The organism is Gracilibacillus ureilyticus (assembly GCF_900111195.1).
GTDB classification, from domain to species: domain Bacteria; phylum Bacillota; class Bacilli; order Bacillales; family Amphibacillaceae; genus Gracilibacillus; species Gracilibacillus ureilyticus.
Map to the genome: position 1 here is coordinate 44,464 of NZ_FOGL01000013.1, position 20,605 is coordinate 65,068.

General features: G+C 33.9%; 19 protein-coding genes. All 19 read right to left on the reverse strand.

The features are described from left to right. Positions 1 to 95: 95 nt before the first annotated feature. Positions 96 to 845, reverse strand: a complete 750-nt coding sequence (locus BMW36_RS12800) for a ChbG/HpnK family deacetylase (protein ID WP_089741715.1) — start codon at positions 843 to 845, stop codon at positions 96 to 98. Positions 846 to 1,034: 189 nt separating this feature from the next. Beyond that, positions 1,035 to 2,453 (reverse strand): PTS transporter subunit EIIC, encoded by a 1,419-nt coding sequence (locus BMW36_RS12805; protein WP_089741717.1) that lies wholly within the window; start codon positions 2,451 to 2,453, stop codon positions 1,035 to 1,037. A gap of 87 nt (positions 2,454 to 2,540) precedes the next feature. After that, a complete protein-coding gene (locus BMW36_RS12810) occupies positions 2,541 to 3,383 on the reverse strand; it encodes a PRD domain-containing protein (RefSeq protein WP_089741719.1) in 843 nt (280 codons plus the stop codon). Between the two features lie 399 nt (positions 3,384 to 3,782). Then, on the reverse strand, positions 3,783 to 4,391 hold the full coding sequence (locus BMW36_RS12815; protein ID WP_089741721.1) for an ABC transporter permease: 609 nt from the start codon (positions 4,389 to 4,391) through the stop codon (positions 3,783 to 3,785). Beyond that, positions 4,388 to 5,158, reverse strand: coding sequence for an ABC transporter ATP-binding protein (locus tag BMW36_RS12820; protein ID WP_089741723.1), 771 nt, complete (start codon positions 5,156 to 5,158; stop codon positions 4,388 to 4,390). The genes BMW36_RS12815 and BMW36_RS12820 overlap by 4 nt, the downstream gene beginning before the upstream one ends. Positions 5,159 to 5,319: 161 nt before the next feature. Further along, positions 5,320 to 5,973, reverse strand: a complete 654-nt coding sequence (locus BMW36_RS12825) for an ABC transporter permease (RefSeq protein ID WP_089741724.1) — start codon at positions 5,971 to 5,973, stop codon at positions 5,320 to 5,322. Positions 5,974 to 6,099: 126 nt separating this feature from the next. Continuing rightward, on the reverse strand, positions 6,100 to 6,342 hold the full coding sequence (locus BMW36_RS12830) for a hypothetical protein (RefSeq protein WP_139180320.1): 243 nt from the start codon (positions 6,340 to 6,342) through the stop codon (positions 6,100 to 6,102). Between the two features lie 76 nt (positions 6,343 to 6,418). Beyond that, a complete protein-coding gene (locus tag BMW36_RS12835) occupies positions 6,419 to 6,676 on the reverse strand; it encodes a hypothetical protein (protein ID WP_089741728.1) in 258 nt (85 codons plus the stop codon). Positions 6,677 to 7,475: 799 nt separating this feature from the next. Continuing rightward, complete coding sequence (locus tag BMW36_RS12840) at positions 7,476 to 8,918, reverse strand: glycoside hydrolase family 1 protein (RefSeq protein ID WP_089741730.1); 1,443 nt, start codon at positions 8,916 to 8,918, stop codon at positions 7,476 to 7,478. A gap of 48 nt (positions 8,919 to 8,966) precedes the next feature. After that, positions 8,967 to 10,202 carry a neutral/alkaline non-lysosomal ceramidase N-terminal domain-containing protein gene (locus BMW36_RS12845; RefSeq protein ID WP_089741732.1) on the reverse strand — a complete coding sequence of 412 codons (1,236 nt, stop codon included), beginning with the start codon at positions 10,200 to 10,202 and terminating at the stop codon, positions 8,967 to 8,969. Positions 10,203 to 10,375: 173 nt separating this feature from the next. After that, positions 10,376 to 12,220: a beta-glucoside-specific PTS transporter subunit IIABC gene (locus BMW36_RS12850; RefSeq protein ID WP_089741734.1), complete on the reverse strand. Its 1,845-nt coding sequence runs from the start codon at positions 12,218 to 12,220 to the stop codon at positions 10,376 to 10,378. Between the two features lie 248 nt (positions 12,221 to 12,468). Continuing rightward, positions 12,469 to 13,302 carry a BglG family transcription antiterminator LicT gene (gene licT / locus BMW36_RS12855; RefSeq protein WP_089741736.1) on the reverse strand — a complete coding sequence of 278 codons (834 nt, stop codon included), beginning with the start codon at positions 13,300 to 13,302 and terminating at the stop codon, positions 12,469 to 12,471. A gap of 216 nt (positions 13,303 to 13,518) precedes the next feature. Further along, complete coding sequence (gene egtD, locus BMW36_RS12860; protein WP_089741738.1) at positions 13,519 to 14,487, reverse strand: L-histidine N(alpha)-methyltransferase; 969 nt, start codon at positions 14,485 to 14,487, stop codon at positions 13,519 to 13,521. Next, positions 14,484 to 15,719, reverse strand: a complete 1,236-nt coding sequence (gene egtB, locus BMW36_RS12865; protein ID WP_089741740.1) for an ergothioneine biosynthesis protein EgtB — start codon at positions 15,717 to 15,719, stop codon at positions 14,484 to 14,486. Before egtB ends, egtD begins: the two co-directional genes overlap by 4 nt. A 174-nt stretch (positions 15,720 to 15,893) precedes the next feature. Next, positions 15,894 to 16,931 (reverse strand): alpha/beta fold hydrolase, encoded by a 1,038-nt coding sequence (locus BMW36_RS12870; RefSeq protein WP_089741742.1) that lies wholly within the window; start codon positions 16,929 to 16,931, stop codon positions 15,894 to 15,896. Positions 16,932 to 17,578: 647 nt separating this feature from the next. Then, positions 17,579 to 18,190 (reverse strand): NAD(P)H:quinone oxidoreductase, encoded by a 612-nt coding sequence (wrbA, locus tag BMW36_RS12875; protein WP_089741744.1) that lies wholly within the window; start codon positions 18,188 to 18,190, stop codon positions 17,579 to 17,581. 403 nt (positions 18,191 to 18,593) lie between these two features. Continuing rightward, positions 18,594 to 19,043 (reverse strand): MarR family winged helix-turn-helix transcriptional regulator, encoded by a 450-nt coding sequence (locus tag BMW36_RS12880; RefSeq protein WP_089741746.1) that lies wholly within the window; start codon positions 19,041 to 19,043, stop codon positions 18,594 to 18,596. 53 nt (positions 19,044 to 19,096) lie between these two features. Continuing rightward, positions 19,097 to 19,447, reverse strand: coding sequence for a DoxX family protein (locus tag BMW36_RS12885; RefSeq protein WP_089741748.1), 351 nt, complete (start codon positions 19,445 to 19,447; stop codon positions 19,097 to 19,099). A 1,038-nt stretch (positions 19,448 to 20,485) separates the two neighbouring features. Beyond that, positions 20,486 to 20,593 carry a PTS glucose transporter subunit IIA gene (locus BMW36_RS20845; protein ID WP_139180321.1) on the reverse strand — a complete coding sequence of 36 codons (108 nt, stop codon included), beginning with the start codon at positions 20,591 to 20,593 and terminating at the stop codon, positions 20,486 to 20,488. Between the last annotated feature and the right edge of the window lie 12 nt (positions 20,594 to 20,605).

Genomic DNA, 20,605 nt, shown 5'->3' on the forward strand with positions numbered 1-20,605 from the left:
CTAAAATTCAGGAGTTAACCCAATAACTGAATTGGTGAATAATTTCTCCGAGTGTAACACAAATCAAGTATAACGAGCATCTATAATCACTGACATTATAGATCATCGTACGTAATTAATTCGACACCTAGCTGATTTAGCCACTCCTTTGTTTTTGGTTCACAAAGCATATCAACCTCCAACGTTCTAGGTATAGTAAGTGAGGAATTTTTCAGGATATAATTATCTAAGTAACCTGGATGCGTAATAAACATATGGTACTCATCTTTTTGTGCATTTTCTACAATTTTTTCCAAAGTATTAATTGGCACATAACTAGGATCCAAACTCTCCATAGTAATAAAAACATCTTTGTTACCTATTCTTACTGGCTCTTTCCCAATTGAAAATGGAGAGTATTTTAAACCATACTTTTCTGCAACAATTTTTAACCCTTTGAAGAAATTATTACTTGCGACTGCATGCCCTTCAAAATAACGGGGTGGCTCTCCAATGAGCTCTATGAATCGTTTGTATTGGGCCTCAATTTCCAAAATAACTTCGTCTAACACAACAAAATCCTCTTTTGTTCGGCGAAATTCGCTCGATCGTATAAATTCACCATTTTTATCAGTGATACTTGGAATTAGAGATGGATCTGTAAGCGGTTTTCCAATACAAATATTTGTATGTTGACCATAGCAGACATCTGTTCCTTCGAGCAAATCTATGCCATGTACGACAGTTGGCATATTAGTCATGATTCCAACACTTTTAACGATGCCGTCTTTCACACTTTTAGCAATACCGTAGTTTATACCTTCCGAATAGCCAAGATCATCGGCTCTAACTAATAAATTTATCATTTTAATATCTCCTCTATATAAAAGTTTCGCTTGGGTCCTCTAATTTTATTCTAGTATCTCTATTTATAGCCTACTAACTTTGGACCACTTATTACCTCTAACCATGCCTCTTTTGATACAGTTTGGAGCTTTGCATTTTCTATTTTTAAAAAATCCACTTTCCCAAACTCTTCACATCATTCGTATTCTTTATGCTTGCTTTTTTGTAATTGGATCATTTCTCTTAAATCCAGTGAAATACGTTGCAATTGTTGCAACAATAAAAGCTATAGCACATGAAATAACCCCTTGAACGAAATTGGGAATAGGACCCCCGGCAAAGGATAACACTGCAAGAATACTTGCTACAGGAACCATCGTGTAAGCAGTGACTTGCGTGATGCCTGCATAAAGCCCACCCGCAAACGCTCCAATCATCATACCAATTAATGGTCGCTTATATCGAATTCCTACACCATATAGACCTGGTTCAGTTACACCCCCAACAAAGCCTGCAATAAGATAACCAATGCTAAGTCCTCGTTGCTCCTTATGTTTAATACGAAGCGCTACCCCTAAACACATTCCAGAAACCGCCAGACTTGCAACTCCAGCAGCTGGCATTATAAAGGATTCATTACCACCCGAAGAAAATACTAAAATCACCGTTGAAATCATCACAATATGCATACCACTCATGACTAGGAATTGCCATAAAGCAGCAACTATTGCAATTCCTATAAATCCTGCAACTCCGTTAAAACTTAATAGTACATCAGCAATGTATATTCCTAGAAACGAACCTAGCGGACCTAAAACAGTTAGTGCTATCGGTAGTATGACCAAAATAGTTAGCGATGGTGCAAGTACTGTTTTGAGGGTGCTCGGTAAGTACTGTTTGAAAAACCTTTCAATATAGGACATGACCCAAACAGACATAATCATTGGCAAAATTGTACTGGAATAATTAACTGCATTAGTTGGAATGCCATATACAGAAAATTGACTACCCTCTGCTGCAATTCCCATTAAAGTTGGATGTAGCATAATACCACCTAAAAACATGGCAACAACTGGTGTTGCACCAAATTTTTTTGCTGCAGTATAACCAACTATGATCGGTAAAAAGTAAAATCCTGCATCCCCCACGAAATTTAGCAATATATACAAATCACTAGTTTCTTCTATTAAATTGAGCATAGTAGGTCCAAGAAGTGAAACTAATAATTTAAACATTGCAGCACCTATTAGTAGTGGAATTAATGGTGTAAGACAACCTGCAAGACCGTCTAATATGTTACTTCCAATTGATTTTAGAGTTGTTTTTCTTTTAGGCTGATTTTGATCATCATCCGTTTTCGAATTATGATCAAATCCTCCTATATCACTTAGGTTAGCGAATACCTTATCTACTGTCTGTCCAATAATAACTTGGAATTGCCCACCTGCTTTTGTAACACCCAATACTCCTGATATTTTTTCCAGCTCTTCCTTGTTTGGAATACTTTCATCTTTTAAATTAAATCGTAATCTTGTCATACAATGTGTCACATTTGTGACGTTATCCTTTCCTCCTACTGCATTCAATACATCTTCGGCAAGTTTATGGTACTTCTTTTTTTTCTCCATTTTTTCTCCTCCTTTTTATATATAAAAAAACCCAAAACCACTAAGAGTAAAACTCCTAGTAATTTTGGGTTATGCCTCCACAACGAGTTACAATCCCTCATTCTCAGATTTTGTTTTTCCAATCATTCGATTAATGTGTATCATCAAATAGACAATCTCTTCATCGTTACTTTTTGACTCTAGACTTTCATCTATTAAATTTCCTATTCTATATGCACATTCATAAACCTTAGGAATATTTTCTTTCATCGCATCCACAAGTACAGTTGTATTATCAATAAATTGCTTTCTCTCTCTTATCCTTTTTATATAATATCTCATATGCATCGCAAATCGATTATAATTAAAGTCATTTCTATTGATTTTAATAGAAAAAAATTGTTCAATTTCATTTGTAGCTTTCGCAATTAGCACCTCTACATCATGACCTTCATCTGGCAGCTTTTCTTCTTGTGCATTAACAAAGTGCATCGCAATATTGGTAATTTCACTATCTGGCAGTGTTACATACAGCTTTCTCTGAATCAGGTTTACCGCATATCTTCCAAGCTTTGTCTCATTTGGATATAATTGCTCCACATCATAAGAAAACAACATTTTCATTTTTTTATATTTTTTCATTCGGACAATCGCAAAATTAATGTGATCAGATAAACCAATAACTAGGTTTGGATTCAGTGGCCCCTTTAATGTTACACGCGCTTTATCTGCTATTAGTGCAGCAACTTCTAAAATGTCCTCAGGAATCTCTTCGATAAGTGTGTAGAATCGACTATCAATTCGATAAAATGTCATTGATATTTTGCTTAAGTCCGTAATGTTGTATGGAATAACAGGAAAACCAATACCTTTTCCAAAGGCTATTAACTCCTTATTATTACTATCCCTACATATTGCTACATTATTGTTAATCTTTTTAATTACTCTCATAACAACGACTCCCCAAAAAATTCGAATAAAAAAACTCTTTAAAGCATGCCAAATAAATTAAGGTCATGCCTCAAAGAGTTTAACTCAAAGAGTAACAATCCTATAACATAACAAACACTCAATGTATGAATGCGTTTTCTTTATTTTAGCATTACATTTGAATTTTTTCAATATATATTTTTATTAATTCAAAAATCTAATAAAACCTTGAGAATTCTGGTTTAAAATCTTCTCATGATTTTGAAAAGTAGATTCATTATCTATCCTGACATACAAAGTTGCATCTTCAGTAGTGAAATATTTCTCAACAGATTAGGAAGAGGTTATAAAAAGCTTAAACTAGTTTTCTCCTCTTCCATCTTTCTGTTTAAAAACTAAATTGATTTAACCACTTTCCGATTACAATTTTCGTTCAAATTTACTTAATATAGTATTAGTTACAATTGCAAGACCTGCTGCTAAAATACTACCCCAGAGAATTTTCACAGTATTAACTGTCCTTAGTCCATCATTTAGAATACTTCCCAATCCGCCAGCATTAATAAAAGCGGCGATGGTTGCTATCCCAATTGTTGTAACAACCGAAATTCGGATTCCTGTAAATAATGCTCTTTTTGATAATGGGATTTTTATCTTAATAAGCAATTGCATTTTAGTCATTCCAATACCAGTTGCTGCTTCAGTTACAGCAGGATCCACTTCATCGAGGCCTTCTAGAAAATTCCGTAATAATACATATTGATTATATAAAACAAGAACGATAATAGCAGTAGTTTTTCCTAACCCAGTTAATGGTATTAATAAAGCAAAAAGAGCTATACTTGGTACCGCATAAATCACCGAAAAAAAGTAAACTAATGTCTTTGACAATAATCTAGAGTAAATCGATATAATTGTTAGAAAAGCTGCTAGTATAAGGGATATCATTAAAGTGATAACCAACATTTGTATATGCTCTAGTAATGGATACAATAACTTGTCTGGGTATTCTAAAGCATACTCTATCACCTTAACCCCTCCCAGAACTGCTCTTGACTCCGTGATGATTCAATCAGTGAATATACAAATTCATCAGCTGGGTTTGCTACAATATTTCTAGGTGTGTCGAATTGAGAGACTTTACCACTATTCATAATAACTACTCTAGATCCTAGTTTAAACGCTTCATTAATATCATGAGTCACTAGTAAAAATGTCTTATTCAATCCTCCGTGAATGCGTAACAATTCTTCTTGAAGACTAAGTCGTGTGATGGCATCCACCGCCCCTAGAGGCTCGTCCAATAACATAATTTTCGGATCAACTGCTAATGCTCTGGCTAGCCCAATTCTTTGTTGTTGTCCACCAGATAACTGGGATGGATATCGATTCATAAAATCATTGGCATCTAAACCTACTAAGTTTAGGAGATATGCAACTCTATCGTTAATCTTTTTTTTATTCCATTGTAACAATTTAGGTATAGTTGCAACATTCTGAGCAATAGTCATGTGTGGGAAAAGACCAATTTGTTGAATAACATACCCAATCTTTCTACGTAAACGAATAGAGTCAATGTTTGCAATATCTTCACCGAACAAACTAATAGAACCTTGACTTGGTTCGTATAACTTATTAACCATTTTAAGCAATGTTGTCTTTCCAGATCCAGATGAACCTAATATAGTAATAAATTCACCTTCTTCAATACTGAGGTTCACTTTATCGACTGCATAATATTGTGCATGCTTAAATTTTTTACTTATATTATGGAATTCAATTGCTTTTTGGGTCATAAAAACCTCCCACATCCATTATTTATTGGATTTCCACTACTCTATATTACTTTTTTGAACTCTATTTTCCTTCATCTACTTTAGTATCCATTTAATTTCGCATTATCCAATATCGCACTCTTTTTATGAATAATTTCTGCAATATCTGGATTTGCTTCTTACTACTTTAAGTATTTATATCTCATCAGCATTCTATTTATTAATTCTATAATAAACGATGCTAGTATGGTCATTAACCCAACAGTAATACCACCTATTACAAGTAAGTCTGTCCTGTTAAGGCCTAGACCAGTAAAAATAATCTCTCCGATTCCACCACTTCCTATTTTGGCTGCTAATGTGGCGCTGGCAATTATTTCTATTGTTGCGATTTTAATTCCTGTAAATATCAAGGGCAAGGCTAATGGCAATTGAACCTTCCAAAATACTTGTCTCTCCGTCATTCCCATCCCATATGCTGATTCAATCAAAAATCCAGGGACTTCTTTAATGCCTACAACAGTATTCATGAGAACAGGTGGTACTGATAATAGGACAAGCGCAATAATCGCTGACTTTATACCAGTACCCATAATCGGTATTAACAAAAGTAAAATCGCAAGACTTGGAATAACTCTCAACACCTGAAAAAAAGGTATAATTTTACTTTCCATTTTTTTATACTTAAAGCAAACATATCCACACGAGATACCAATGATAATTGCAATGAGTAAAGCAATCAAACTGACTTCTAAATGCTCTTTCACTGCAATTAAAAAATCACCCATGTTTTCAGCAAAATAGTCTTTCATTTGAAGCCATATATTATTATCCAAACAAATCTCCTCTCATCTTTAAATGATTATAAATATAAAGCTAAGCAACACGGCGTTTATCGTCTGTAAGTTTACACTTATTGCTACATCACAAAACATATCAGTCATTTATCCCTATCATCATTTCTAGGATGAAAAGTAGCTACATTTACTACATTCATCTTTAATCGTTTTGACTTCATCGAACTCTTCCTCTAATATTGGTATGATTTTTTTATAAGCATCTTTTTCATACCATTGAGGGAGTTTTATATCATCATAAATTTTTTTAATTCCCATCTGATCGGTTCGATTACCTTTTCCTCCATTACAAAATGAGTACGTATCTAATACAACAGTATCTGTTGCCTCTTTAAATAACTTCATCACTTTTTTTGTCATTGGTAGGATGGGGAAATGGATATTCTTGTAGGGATCCCCGCTTGAATGATTTCCTTTAAAGCTCTTAATCTTGCTGGAATTGGTGGCGCAAAAGGTGTGAAAATTTTCCTTTATTTTCGCTATCTGTTTCTATAGTCATACTAACAAATATTTTAACCCTGAATTCCATAAACAATTCAATATCCCGCATAACTAATGGCGAACGTGTGTGATTCATTAGAAAATCAATATCGTCAATAAATGTAAGCATACTTTCTAATATTGCTTCTGTTAATCTTTCTTTTGCTTCTATCCATTGATACGGATCAGTTGCTGTACTCATAAAGATGGAGATACGCTGATCTTTCTTTTTTGCTTTTTTATGTCATTTTTCAATAAGGTGCTTGCATTTGACTTTATGTCAACATAACTTCCCCATTCTTCTCCTCTATATCTAGCCTTTGGCATTTCTCTAACATAACAATACTTACAAGCAAACATTCAGCCAACATAAGGATTTAATGAAAACGTAAAATCATTGTTTGCAACACATCCATTTGCTGGAGTCAAAATTGTTTTAGATACAATATTTTTAAAATTTAGCAAGTTAGTCATCTCCTTTTTCAAGTGATTGAACTTGTTCAACAGGAGAGGATCTTTTGAGGTCAACATTATGATTAAATTAATATTCCTTTAAATACACTTAATATTTATAAAACAATATTTAATGATTTTCTTCCGCCCAATTACTTTCCATTTACTTGTTTCTGTACCTAACAAAATTCCTTGATTGAAAACTTCCATAAATTGAATCCAAGTCTCACCGTCAATTACTCACCACCTAAAAACATAGATGGGTCAATAGTACTGTAAATGTCTAACGTTATTATATTTGCACAATTAAAGCATCCTACATTGGCCGGTAGCTAGTACTATGCGAAACTCATAAAATGATGCATGACTCACAAATTTAGTAAATTAGTGAAACCTCTCCATACAGTCATAATAAAAGCTTTAGTATCAACTGAAAAGTAGGCACCTTTAGGTTTTATAGGAACCTTTTAGTAACGATGCTAGTTAATTAATACCACAAGGGAATTCCCTTTCTTCCTTTTGACGTATCATTATTCATTCTGCTATATTTATAAAACTTCTCCGTTACTTTTAATAACATCTTTATACCAATAGAACGATTTTTTCCTCTCGCGATTAAGTGTGCCACTTCCATCATCATGTTTGTCGACATATATAAATCCATACCGCTTCGAGAATTCACCAGTTGATGCGCTAACTAAATCGATACATCCCCAACTTGTATATCCCATAAGATCCACCCCATCTTTTATCGCTTCTGCCATGGCTTCTATGTGACTTCTTAAATAATCAATACGGTAATCATCATTAATAAGTCCATCATCTTCAATCTTGTCATAGGCTCCTAAGCCATTTTCAACGACGAATAATGGGATTTGATAACGACCATACAATCTATTTAAACCTATCCTCAAACCTGTTGGATCTATTTCCCATCCCCAGTCACTTGCTTTTAAAAATGGATTTTTGACACCTTCTAAAAGATTCCCGGCAGCTGTATCTAGACCTTCTTTTTCTTTTTTCTGTGTTTGCGACATGTAGTAACTTAATCCAATATAATCTACTGTATAATCTTTAATTAAGTCTAAGTCACCATCTTCCATTAAAATGTCGACAAGGTTCTCTTCGAAAAAACGTTTAGCGTAACCAGGGTATTCCCCTCTAACTTGTACATCACCACAGAAATAATTAAAAATCTGCTCTTCTTGAAGTGCATACAAGATATTCTCTGGATTGCTATCATACGAATAAACAGGTGCATGCAAAAGCATGCAACCAATTTTAGCTTCTGGAATGATTTCACGACATGCCTTAACAGCGAGACTGCTTGCAACAAATTGATGGTGGAAAGCTTGGAATATTTTTTGATATTTATTTTCTCCTTCTTGAACTGAGAAACCCATACTCATAATCGGAAAATGAAGTGCACTATTAATCTCATTGAATGTCATCCAATATTTCACTTTTCCTTTATATCGGTTTAAAACAGCAGACGCATAACGTTCAAATAGGGGTATGACTTCCCGACTTTTCCAACCACTGTACTCTTTTACAAGATTTAGTGGCATTTCATAGTGAGAAATAGTAACTACTGGTTCAATCCCATATTTATGCAATTCATCAAATACGCGATCATAGAAAGCAAGTCCTTCCTCGTTTGGCTCTAACTCTGTACCTTTTGGAAAAATGCGACTCCAGGCAATGGACATACGAAATACTTTAAATCCCATTTCAGCAAATAACTTAATATCTTCTTTGTACCGATGATAAAAGTCAATAGCTTCATGATTTGGATAATTGTATTTTGTTTTATCTATTTCAAAATTAAATCCAGGCTCTTTCAAAACCTTCAATCTTTCTTTCCCACCTGGTAACACATCAGCAATATTTAACCCTTTATTCCCTTCGTAAAAACCACCTTCGATTTGGTTTGCTGCTGTTGCCCCACCCCATAGAAATCCTTGAGGAAATTGTTCATTTTTTACAGTCATTGTTATTACCTCCTGTTTTTACTCATTTTCTTGAAAATTTTGATTTTTTTATTTTGATTGAATATTTTGCAACTCGTCACTTATTAAGTGTCCGTACTTGTCAGCAAGTCCCATTGGAAGGGGGGAAATTATACTTTCAAAATACTTTCCATATTCCTCTTCCGGAACAAAATAATACCAAAAATCATTAGCATAACAAATTAACATTGTAATCTCCATATTAGAAGCCGATTTTATTTTCTCAGCAAGGCTTGTAACACATTCTCCAGGAAATGTAATAAAAGATACTGGTCCAATTAGATAAATATAACTCTCTAATTCAAATAAAATATTATTTACACTTTGTTTCCTTTTTACTTCTTTTTTAAAAATTTCTGGTACATCTGGGTTATCAAGTATATTAATACCTGCAAGATTCTTATCTTTTTTGGGGGAATATTCTTGCTTGAGGCTAACTTTCTTCACTTTAATATCGTCCAGATCTATTCTTGACTCATTAAAGTTATTCAGAACCTGATTTGAAATTCCTGTTCCAAACTCGATTACAGTGTCATACGTATTATCATTTGTAAAATGTCTACTACTCACATCACCTGCAGCACCATTCGTCAGTAAAACTGGTGAATCCCATTTCTCTGATATATTTTTTCGAATATTCCCTAGTAAATCCGCACTAAACTTTAAAGAATTTTCTTTTAAAATGGTTGGATGACAGCTAATATTAGCAAAACTGCCAATAACCTTATCTTCAGAGTTTTTGAATCGGATGACATGAAAGCTGTCATCATATGAGCCGCTTCGCACATTTCTATTCCCATAATAACCATTTATATGTGTATTTGAGTAATAGGCTTCTACTGACTCTAGATTATGTAGAACTTCCTCAACGGATAAAAATATTTTTTCTTTCACTATATTTAAATAGTCTTTTTCTAATATCTTTTCCTGGTCTTCATTTGATACATATTGTGGCAGAAAAACATGCGGACCTGAGTGCGTGTGTGTGCCACTGACGATAATATTCATTACAGGAATTGAAAAACGATTAGAAATTGCTTCTCTTATCTCTTCCGTGAAGGATTTGATTACTACTATGAAATCTAAAGATACAAATAGGACCCTCTCACCATTAATCTCTAATAACATCGTGACACATAGTAAAGGATCTAACGCTCCATTACTTATACCTCGTCTTAATGGATAGTTAAAATCAATAGTATAACCGCTGAGGTCCATTGGTTTTATAGGTGTAATATCTTGTTCCGAAATCGCACATTTTAACATGTAAGTCCTCCCCTCATTTCTTATGAATTTATTCTTGTTTTTCAATGTTATAAAGTTGTCAGAGCCATATATCAGCCCCAATATCTTTTTTTCTATAATGGAAATAATAGTAAAAATTGTGATGATAAAGAATATCTATAAAAAGTGAGGAGTTTATCCTCACCTTTTAAGGCTTAAACTATTAGTGTTATCAGATTTTCTTTCATTTGAATATTTTCATGTTCTGTTGGAACGATTTCTGTATATTCACTTGTATTTGTAACAATTATCGGTGTCGTAACAGCAAAGCCAGCTTCTTTAATTTTCTCTATATCAAACTCTACTAATCGATCCCCTTGCTTTACAACATCACCTTGTTTTACAAAAGACGTAAAGTACTTGCCTTCCAGCTGTACTGTATCAATTCCAATATGAATTAATATTTCGGCACCATCATCCGATGTAATTCCAACCGCATGATTAGTAGGAAATATTGCTGATATTTTACCATTCACCGGGGAAACAGCTTCACCAACTGAAGGTTCTATGGCAATTCCTTTTCCCATCGCTTCAGAAGAAAATGCAGGATCGCTTACTTCACTTAATAATTTCACTTCTCCTGTAAGTGGACTAGCTATTTTTTCCTTTTTGATTAAAACCTGACGTTCTTGCGCGTTTTCGGGTTTTATTGTATCAGTATCCACTTGTTTGTCTTGTTTCTTTTCAAACCCTAGAATTACGGTCATAAGCATACCTAAAATGAACGCTATTAGAGCACCGATTACAAATAAGCCCATTGGCGAAAATGTAGGAATTGCTAAGAAACTAACCAAAGCAAATTCGACTTGTTTGACACCTAGAGCACCATTAATCGCTCCACCTACTGCTCCAGCAATTGCAACATAAGCTAATGTTTTTTTATAACGAATAGCCAAACCATAAATAATCGGTTCACTGACACCTGCAAGTGCTGCTGGAAGAACAGTTGAAGCAGCTAATGCTTTTAATTTTTTGTCTCTTGCACGAATTATGAATCCTACTGCAACCCCGATCTGCGCAAAAACGGCACCCGCTAACATTGCCTGCAGTGGGTCTGCTCCATTGCCGAGATTTTGAAGAATAATCGGAATAATTCCCCAATGAAGTCCAAATAAGGTTAAGAATAACCAACCTGCTCCGACAACAGCACCAGTTAATAAACCACTAAGATCTAATAAGAAATTAATTCCTGCTGCAATCCCATCTCCAAAATAGGTTCCAAACGGTCCGAAAATAAGAACTGTCAGTGGAAGGATTACGATAAGAGAAAGCATGGGTACTAAGAACAATTGGAAATCCTTGTGTATTACTTTCTTTATTCCTTTTTCAAAGAGCGCATACATACATATAGCTATAAACACAGGAAATACAGTTGCAGAATAATCAACAATAATAGCTGGTATTCCCAAGAACGATGCCTCACTATCAATTAACCCTGTTAAATTTGGCTCAAGTAATGCTGCACCAATCGATCCACCTACATATGGGTTTGCGCCTAATCTAATAGAAAGTGTAATTGCTAGTAATATGGGTAAGAAATAGAAAACAGCATTTCCAGCAGCTGATAATATAAAATACGTTCCACTTTCTGGTGAAAGCCAGCCTACCATCGTTAGGACGGTTAATAACGCTTTAAGCATACCAGCACCGGCTAGTGCACCTAGCAAAGGTGAAAAACTTCGAGAAATCACATCAAACACTTGAGACATAATTGATCCCTTTGGTTTGTTCTTCGAATCGTCTGCTTTTTCACCTACATTTGTAACTTTTGATATTTCCTTATATACTTCCCCTACATGTGATCCAATAATGACTTGGTACTGACCCCCTGCTTCGACAACGCTTAAAACATCATCATTGCTTTCCAATTCTGATTTATTTGCTTTACTCGTATCATTCAACGTGAACCTTAATCGAGTCGCACAATGCACAAGGCTTGAGATATTTTCTTCTCCACCTATGTTTTGTAAAATATCTTTCGCTAGTTTTTCATAACTCATATTTTCTCCTCCTTATTTTATTTTACATTTTTTGTTATATTATTTTTTCCAGGTCACACACTAAATAAAACTTGCTATGTCTATAAATGTAAAGTCAGCCTAACACCACGTAATTAAATTCCTAAACTTTAAAATTTTTCTGAATATCTTCAGATCTGCAATTTTACATATAAAAAACCTAAATCGACCCTTTTTACTTTAGAAGGTCAATTTAGGTTTTGCCTAATAAGTCACAATCCTAAATAGAATTATTTATTTTTAACTATTCTTTGTATATGAATTGTTAAGTAAAGCATTTCTTCTTCAGTCAACTGATATCGATGTTGACTCTCGACGAATTTCTTGATTTTTTCGGTGCATTTATACGCTTCCGGATATTTCTTTTTAATAACATTTAAGAGATCATCCTCAGATTCACCCTTGTAATGATTGCCCTTCACCAATCTGTGGGCAAGGAATTTTAGATGAGTGATAAACCGATAGTAATTTAACGAGTTATCATCAAATTCAATCTTAAAGTGATATTTGATGATCGTTATAATATCTTGCGTCACCTTTGTCATATCGACAACATTACTCATATCTTCACTAAACTGAGCATTTACCAAATGTAATGCGATAAAACCCGCCTCATCTTCAGGTAATATTATATGAAACTGCTCAAAGATCATATTTAATGCTTCAATTGCAATTTCAAACTCTTCTTTGTAAAGTTGCTTTGTCTCCCAAAGCAACCCATTTTTTATCGGTATATTGTTTCTATGTCGCTCTATAGCAAAATGAATGTGATCTGTTAAAGAAATGTAAATACTATTATCTAGCTTTTTACCTAATTCCATCTTTGCGTAGTTAATGATTTTCTCAGATAATTCCATATACTCTATAGGGATGTCAGCTATTAGCGTTTTGAATTTTGCCGTTATATTTTCATCTTCCAAAGTAAAGATTTTATCAATCTTGTTCTCATTTATTTCATCACCAGCTTTTTTATTAAAAGCTATCCCACGCCCCATGACAATGACTTCTTCTTCTTTCTTTACTGAGATAATGACATTGTTATTAAGTATTTTTAAAATCTTCACTTAGACACCCCCACAAAAAAAGAGCACACCACTACTTACAAATATCATCGGTTTTGCCTGATTAAACAGTCACAATCCTAATTTAGAATACGTTTTCTAAATTGAGTTATAATTTAAATTACAAACCAATATTACATAGAGTAAGTATATTTGTAAAGTAGTTACTTAAAGGTAACTATTGAGAAAAGCTTTCTATAGCTGTGAAGTTAAAAGAAATTAACTATAATTTTTTTCTAAATAAATTACACTAAACAGCGAATCCGGATCAGTCCATACGCTATGGTTTTTGAATCCACTATTCTTTGCCATTAATTCAAATGTTTCAAGGTCAAATTTGTATGAATTTTCAGTATGAATTGTTTCATTTTTTCTAAATTCTATTAAATCTTCTCCAATTGTCACGAATTGATCCTGCAGGCTTTTTAAGTGCATTTCCACTCTTTCTTGTTTCTCATTAAAGAAAGCAAAATGCTCAAACCGCGTAATATCAAAATTACCATCAAGTTCGCGATTAATTCGCTTCAATAAATTTAAGTTAAAGGCAGCAGTAACCCCGGAATCATCATTATAAGCCCTATTAAGAATTTGATGAGATTTTTTCAAATCTAACCCAATTAGTAATCCATCGCCAACCTTCAACATATTAGATATCCTTTTTAAAAATTCCTTGCCTTTTTTCACTTCAAAATTTCCAAAGGTTGAACCAGGGAAGAAGATAACTTTTTTCCCTGGAACGAATGGTAAATCAGGTAATTTTGTGTAATCCGCACAAATTGCTGTAACATTTAGCTTAGGATTTTCATTCGCAATTTGTTTTGCTGATTCCAATAAAAACTCTTTTGATATATCTACCGGCATATATGAAATAGACTGTTTCATTTCATTTAGCAAGATTTTCACCTTTTCGCTGCTCCCGCTACCAAAATCCACCAACGTTACTTGCTCACCAACACATGAGGTGATTTCTTTGGCGTTTTTTAACAATATTGATAATTCTGTTCTGGTTGGATAATATTCTGGTAGTGCAGTAATATTTTCAAACAAAGCAGAACCTGCTTCATCATATAACCATTTAGAATCTATATATTTCTTTTCACTTTTCAAACCCATTAGCACCTCAGTTCGAAATGATCCTAACGAAGGTTGAAAATCTAATATCTGAATATTTTTACTGGTAATACTCATTTCTTATCCTCCGCTAAACGAAATCCGCTAAACTGCCATTGCTTTTCAGGTTGGAAAAAGTTTCTGTATGTAAGCCTTATATGAGAAGCAGGTGTCACACATGAACCACCTTTCAATACCATTTGATTTGCCATAAACTTAGCATTATACTCCCCCAGTGCACCTTCTAATGGTTTATTTCCCGGATAAGGGCTGTATGGGCTCATTGTCCACTCCCACACATTTCCAAACGCATTATAGTTCGAATCTGTCTTTACAACAGGGTGATAGTTACCCGATTCGGCGAAATTCCCCTCAATTTCTTCATTAGAAAATGCATGTTCCCATTCTGCTTCTGTTGGAAGCCTTTTTCCTGCCCATCTAGCGTAGGCATCAGCCTCATAATAGCTAATATGTGTGACAGGTTCATTTACGTTTACTTCTTTCATTCCAGATAAAGTGAAATAAAACCATGCTCCATCTTTCTTTTCCCAATAAAGAGGTGCCTCCCATCCTTCTTTTTTTAACGTAGACCATCCGTCAGATAACCAATATTGTACTTTTTCATATCCTCCATCTTCTATAAATGCAATGAATTCTTTATTAGTCACTGTTCTGGACGCAATAGAATAAGCATTTAACCATACTTTATGCCGGGGAGATTCGTTATCAAAGGCAAATCCTTTTCCATCATGTCCGATCTCTACTAAACCTTCTTCTAAATGGATCCATTCCATATCAGAAGTGTATGAATCATCATGGGAAGAGTCATTGAAATAAGCAGGTTTTAAAGGATTTATGGAAAAGTTATATTTGATATCTGTTAAAAGTAATTCCTGGTGTTGTTGTTCATGATTCATACCAATTTCAATGATTGGTTCAATCTTTTTTATTAGTTCTTGATCTGCTTGATTGAGCATATTTAAGATATTTTCTTCTACATATTTACGATATTTCACAACTTCCTTTATTGTTGGTCTAGAAAGCAGACCACGATTTGGTCTTGCAAAAGGTTTCCCAATCGTCTCATAGTAAGAATTAAATAAATGGTCAAATTGCGGATTGAATTCTTGGTAATTACTAGCATGAGGTATGAGTACAAACCTTTCAAAGAACCATGTTGTGTGGGCAAGATGCCATTTTGCAGGACTAACATCTGAAGTAGACTGAATGATAAAGTCTTCCGCTTCTAAGGGTGCTACAATTTGATCAGTGAAACCTCTTATTTTTGCAAATCGAGATTGGATGTTCATTTTATATCCTCCTTTTTTTCTTTACTTCGACATCTTCTGTATCAGTGAACCTATAATTATCGTAAAACCATTATAAATAACTGTAAAGTAGGCACTTAAAAGTTATATGGAAACCTAAAAGTAACTATTATATACAAAATACAGGTGAATCATTTTCTATATTGAATTCCATTTTTATTTATTACGTTCTAAGAACTCCTGAAGATCACTAGTGAATTTCACTGGATTCTTTTCCATTAGACTATGATCTCCATGTTCTTCTTCTGAATAAATATACAGAGTAGAATTAGGGATAGCTGAGTGCAACCATTGCTGACTTTGTAAATTGGGACTAAGCTTACCTGAGAAGATTGCGGTGGTTACATCTATCTTATTTTGAATGACATCACGCCAGTCATTGGTACCATGATCATACATAACACGGATTAAGTATTCCATATCATTGTTAGCAATTTGATTAGATAGGCTTGTTGAATTTTCGGAGTATAGTGTGCTAGAACTATCCATTTTCGAAAGATCTATAGATGCCATTGCATTCTCTAACTGTTCAGAAGAATCAAACGGTACCCCTAATTCCATACGTTCTTCGTCTGTCATGTTAGGTAGTGGGACGATTACAGGTGGCTGATCGACAAAAGCAACTTTGTTTATTTTTTTTGTTCCGTAAAGATCAATATAACTCCATAGCATCGCAGCACCCATTGAATGGCCTACATAATTTGCGGATTTTATATCCAAATAATCAGTAAATTCCTTAAGGTCAGTAGCATAACGGGATATGCGATTTCCAAACAGTACATCTTCCGATAACCCTTGATTGCGAGGATCTAGGGTATAAACCCGGTAGTTCTCACTTAGAAGGTACATTACATTCAAAAAGTGTGCACCATTAACTGACCATCCCGGAAGAAGAATCAGGGGTTCGCCAGTACCTGCAGTCCAATAAGACAGTCTCACACCATCGCTGGTTAGGAATGAGCCGATATTCAGATCTTCAAAGTCTGATAATTTATTAGGCATTCCTTCAATCCTATTTGGAAAAGCAAAGTCTTTTCCAAGTACAGATATGGCTGAATAAGCCGAATTTTCAGTTAATATTACCTTAGAAGATTCATTGTTAGACATATTAGTTTCTTGAACATTCGAACAACCAATTAATATAACGCTTAAAAGTAATAATATCTTGACTAATCCAACTGCTTTCTTTTTCATATCCAATCTCCCCTTGTCATTAATTTTGATGATTTGGGATCCTATCAGTTCCAATGGGTTTACCGATCTCATCTTTCAATTATTAGCTGGCACTAAAATAGCGCTTTATCAATTACAGGTAATACACTCGATAAAACATAGTAACAATTATTTGAAATAGCCAATCACTGCAATGGAATTTTGGTTTAAACAAACTCATCTATTGATATCTTTTTATAATATTTAGTGTATCGCCTCATAGAAATAATTTGGACTATTCACCAAATAAATCAAACTAGGTTTTGCATGATGTAACCCTCACAATCTATTGTATTAGCTCACTATTATCATAGATGGTATATTACTAACAGATAATTGTGAAGTAGGCACTTTAAGGTTATATGGTAACTTTATTGTAACTATGGATAATTATGGTTACCGTACAACTAAAGTCATAATGAGAGAAATACCAGCAAGGATGATTGATTCTCTTGGTAAAGAAAAAGTCATAATCCTATACAACCAGGATTATGACTAAACCTTTTATAAATTCAACTATAGTTAAATTGTATTTAGTTAATAGTTATTCTAGGTGAAAGCCCATTTTCATCACATATCGAGTAACACTTTTCGAATAGGGCTATTGACTTTTAACTAATTAGAATAATTTATTGATTTCCTTTTTTAACCCACTTTGCGACCTCAACTGTACGTCTAGCCTGATGTTTCACTGCAGCTTCCACATCTTCAAGCATTTTACCATCTTGGTCAACTGTAACACTTGTCCCATAAGGATTCCCTCCTGCACCAAACAATACCGGATCGGTGTATCCAGGAGAAGCAATAATCGCACCCCAGTGCATCATAGAAGTATATAAAGATAGTAAAGTAGCTTCTTGACCACCATGTGGATTTTGTGCCGAAGTCATTCCACTCACTACTTTATTTACTGTCTTACCACCTGCCCATAGTCCACCTTGTGTATCAAGGAATTGCTTCATTTGTGAGGGCATATTACCAAAACGTGTTGGAACACTAAAAATAATGGCATCTGCCCATTCAATATCATCCGATGTTGCTACTGGTACGTCTTTTGTTGATTCAACTGTTGATCTCCATACTTCATTCCCCTCAATGACTGATTGTGGGGCTAATTCTTGTACCTTTAATACTTTAACATCAGCACCAGCTTCTCGCGACCCTTCTTCTGCCCATTTTGCTAGTTGATAGTTTGTTCCACTCATGCTATAAAAAACCACAGCTAATTTTACTTTTGACATATTTTCCATCTCCTTTGAGTTTCTAAATAGTTTGTCCAAAAACCCCATTTTTACACATTCCTTCTTATAAGTATTGTAATTCTCATAAGGACCATCACTGTTGGAAACAACATTATCAATTCTTTTCGTCTTTCTTATGCTCCATTTTCATTTCAAATTCACAAATCTCAACTTCGAGATAATAGTCACGTATGAAATCTCACTATTCTTACCTATCTTTTACAGCACAATCCATAATAAGTAGTAGTGACCCAACTTTAAGCCGATCATGATGATCCGCAGTATCAGTAAATTGTTGTTTCAGAACCTACACCTGTTAATTATTTACCATTTTCCTAAATGACCAACAATCGAATATATGCCAACTATCAATCAGAAATGAATTGTATTTTTCCACTTTCCTTTATGAAAGCTCCTTTGCAGCAAGACCAACCGTTTTTAATAATGTTGTTAATTGCTCCTTTTGCTCGTTATCTAAGACCTCTAAATTTTTCACGATCATTCCAACATGTTTCGGGAAAATTTCATTAAATAATGCTTCCCCTTTTTCTGTTAAAACAACTTTGCAATACCGTTTGTTTTCATTATTGATTTCGCGCATTGCTAGTTCTTTTTTTTCTAGTTTGTTCACTACATACGTAATACTTCCGCTTGGTATCATTAACTTTTCACTAATTACTTGAATATATTGTGGACCTTTATTATAAAGTAGTTCCAGGGTCATAAAGTTTTCAATTGTTAAACCGTGACTTGTTATATCTTTCGTCACATTATCATAAAGTGTTTTCGTCGCTTTTAACCATATACGAAATAGCTTCAAATCTTTTTCTGCATATTGTAATTTTTGGTCCATCAATTAATCGCCTCCGACTTTACTTTATCTTAAGCATAAAATATTTAATTAACTTAGCCAAGTAAAGATGAGTAGTTTAGTATTAATACAAGGGCTCCGAGTACAAATAAAATGATAGGCATCATCATATCTTTCAATTTATCTTGAATTTTTAAATGTGTAAATATTGCACCAATCATTGTTGCAACAACAAGAAAACTACCAATTGCAGCCAATGTTCCATTCCAAATACCTGTGATTAATAGAACTGCAGCAACAATCTCTACCGTGCCTGTAAAAATTCGAAATCCTGCTGAATACCCATAATGTTTAAATCCTTCAACCATTTGCTTTGACCTAAACTTCATTAGCCCAAACATAATAAACCCTAACCCTAAAATTATTTGCAGTATTGTTGATACCATTTTACATTCTCCTTTTCTATTATCCTAACATTAGGATAATATCCGAATTATTATAATTTCCGTTTAACCCCACTGATGCTTGTTCGCATTCTGAAAAACCAGCCTAATTATTAATGTCACTTGGCCATTTATTTCTTTCCAGTGTTATTGTCTCAAATTGTCTCACCAATTATTTCTTTAGCAGTTAATCTTTTCTCCCGATTTTTCTCAACTTCCAATTCAAGTCTGCAATCATCTTTATCTCCTTTCTAATCACTTCTTTCATCCTATATCCTAACATTAGGATATAGACATCCTAACATTAGGGTATTGAATTGTCAATTAATCAAAATATGCATTATTTTTAATGTCTTGAAAAATACTCACACACATTGATTGCTACGACAACACTAATACATAAGCTGAACCTTTTTTAATTAATACTCGCATATCCCTGCAACTATGATTAATTCGACTTTCCTTCACTTGCTTATAAAATAAAAGTAGACATAAACCCTTTATATAACAAGGATTATGACTAAATGGATGATAATAAATCTTGTATGGTTAAATTGTATTTAACGCGAACTTATTTTAATCAGAAATTACACTACTCTATATCATATTCCTTTTCTTTAGATTAAAGTGATCATTCTATTGTAATGTGATGTGGTCCGCTCCCTCCATCAATTAAGATGGGCTCTAGCACCGGTAGCACATTGACTTTGTATTGCTTATGATAGTATTGCCAGATTTATTGTAATCTATGTATGAAAGACAATATATTGTGTTATAAAGGCTACTTTTCAATTAGTAGCCTTTTGGTGTTAGAAAAAGGTTGTTCAACTAAAGATCCGAGTCTTAAATAGAGAACTTTTTAAGACTTTATAATTGCGTAGTATCCTTGTACTGTGCAGCTAATGACTTTGTATTTGTTATTATTCTTATTTAAAATAAAGTCCAATTGTTTGATTTTTTTGACTTTTCAGATAGATGAGCTGTAATATTTAAGAACTGTAAAGGCGTCATCTATCGGTAAATAACTTCACCCTCAGTAGGTTACAATTGCAAACCATCTCCCATCATTTTTTGCTTGAATGTCGGATCCAGCACCACTTCCATTTCAATAAACTTTCCTGTTGCAGGTACAATAATCGTTTCTTCCAGTTTCTTTTTCTA

Coding starts and splice junctions, on each gene's coding strand:
- BMW36_RS12800 (WP_089741715.1), bottom strand. CDS start 845: ATGATAAATTTATTAGTTAGAGCCGATGATCTTGGCTATTCGGAAGGT.
- BMW36_RS12805 (WP_089741717.1), bottom strand. CDS start 2,453: ATGGAGAAAAAAAAGAAGTACCATAAACTTGCCGAAGATGTATTGAAT.
- BMW36_RS12810 (WP_089741719.1), bottom strand. CDS start 3,383: ATGAGAGTAATTAAAAAGATTAACAATAATGTAGCAATATGTAGGGAT.
- BMW36_RS12820 (WP_089741723.1), bottom strand. CDS start 5,158: ATGACCCAAAAAGCAATTGAATTCCATAATATAAGTAAAAAATTTAAG.
- BMW36_RS12835 (WP_089741728.1), bottom strand. CDS start 6,676: ATGAGTACAGCAACTGATCCGTATCAATGGATAGAAGCAAAAGAAAGA.
- BMW36_RS12840 (WP_089741730.1), bottom strand. CDS start 8,918: ATGACTGTAAAAAATGAACAATTTCCTCAAGGATTTCTATGGGGTGGG.
- BMW36_RS12845 (WP_089741732.1), bottom strand. CDS start 10,202: ATGTTAAAATGTGCGATTTCGGAACAAGATATTACACCTATAAAACCA.
- BMW36_RS12850 (WP_089741734.1), bottom strand. CDS start 12,220: ATGAGTTATGAAAAACTAGCGAAAGATATTTTACAAAACATAGGTGGA.
- egtD (WP_089741738.1), bottom strand. CDS start 14,487: ATGAGTATTACCAGTAAAAATATTCAGATATTAGATTTTCAACCTTCG.
- egtB (WP_089741740.1), bottom strand. CDS start 15,719: ATGAACATCCAATCTCGATTTGCAAAAATAAGAGGTTTCACTGATCAA.
- BMW36_RS12870 (WP_089741742.1), bottom strand. CDS start 16,931: ATGAAAAAGAAAGCAGTTGGATTAGTCAAGATATTATTACTTTTAAGC.
- wrbA (WP_089741744.1), bottom strand. CDS start 18,190: ATGTCAAAAGTAAAATTAGCTGTGGTTTTTTATAGCATGAGTGGAACA.
- BMW36_RS12880 (WP_089741746.1), bottom strand. CDS start 19,043: ATGGACCAAAAATTACAATATGCAGAAAAAGATTTGAAGCTATTTCGT.
- BMW36_RS12885 (WP_089741748.1), bottom strand. CDS start 19,447: ATGGTATCAACAATACTGCAAATAATTTTAGGGTTAGGGTTTATTATG.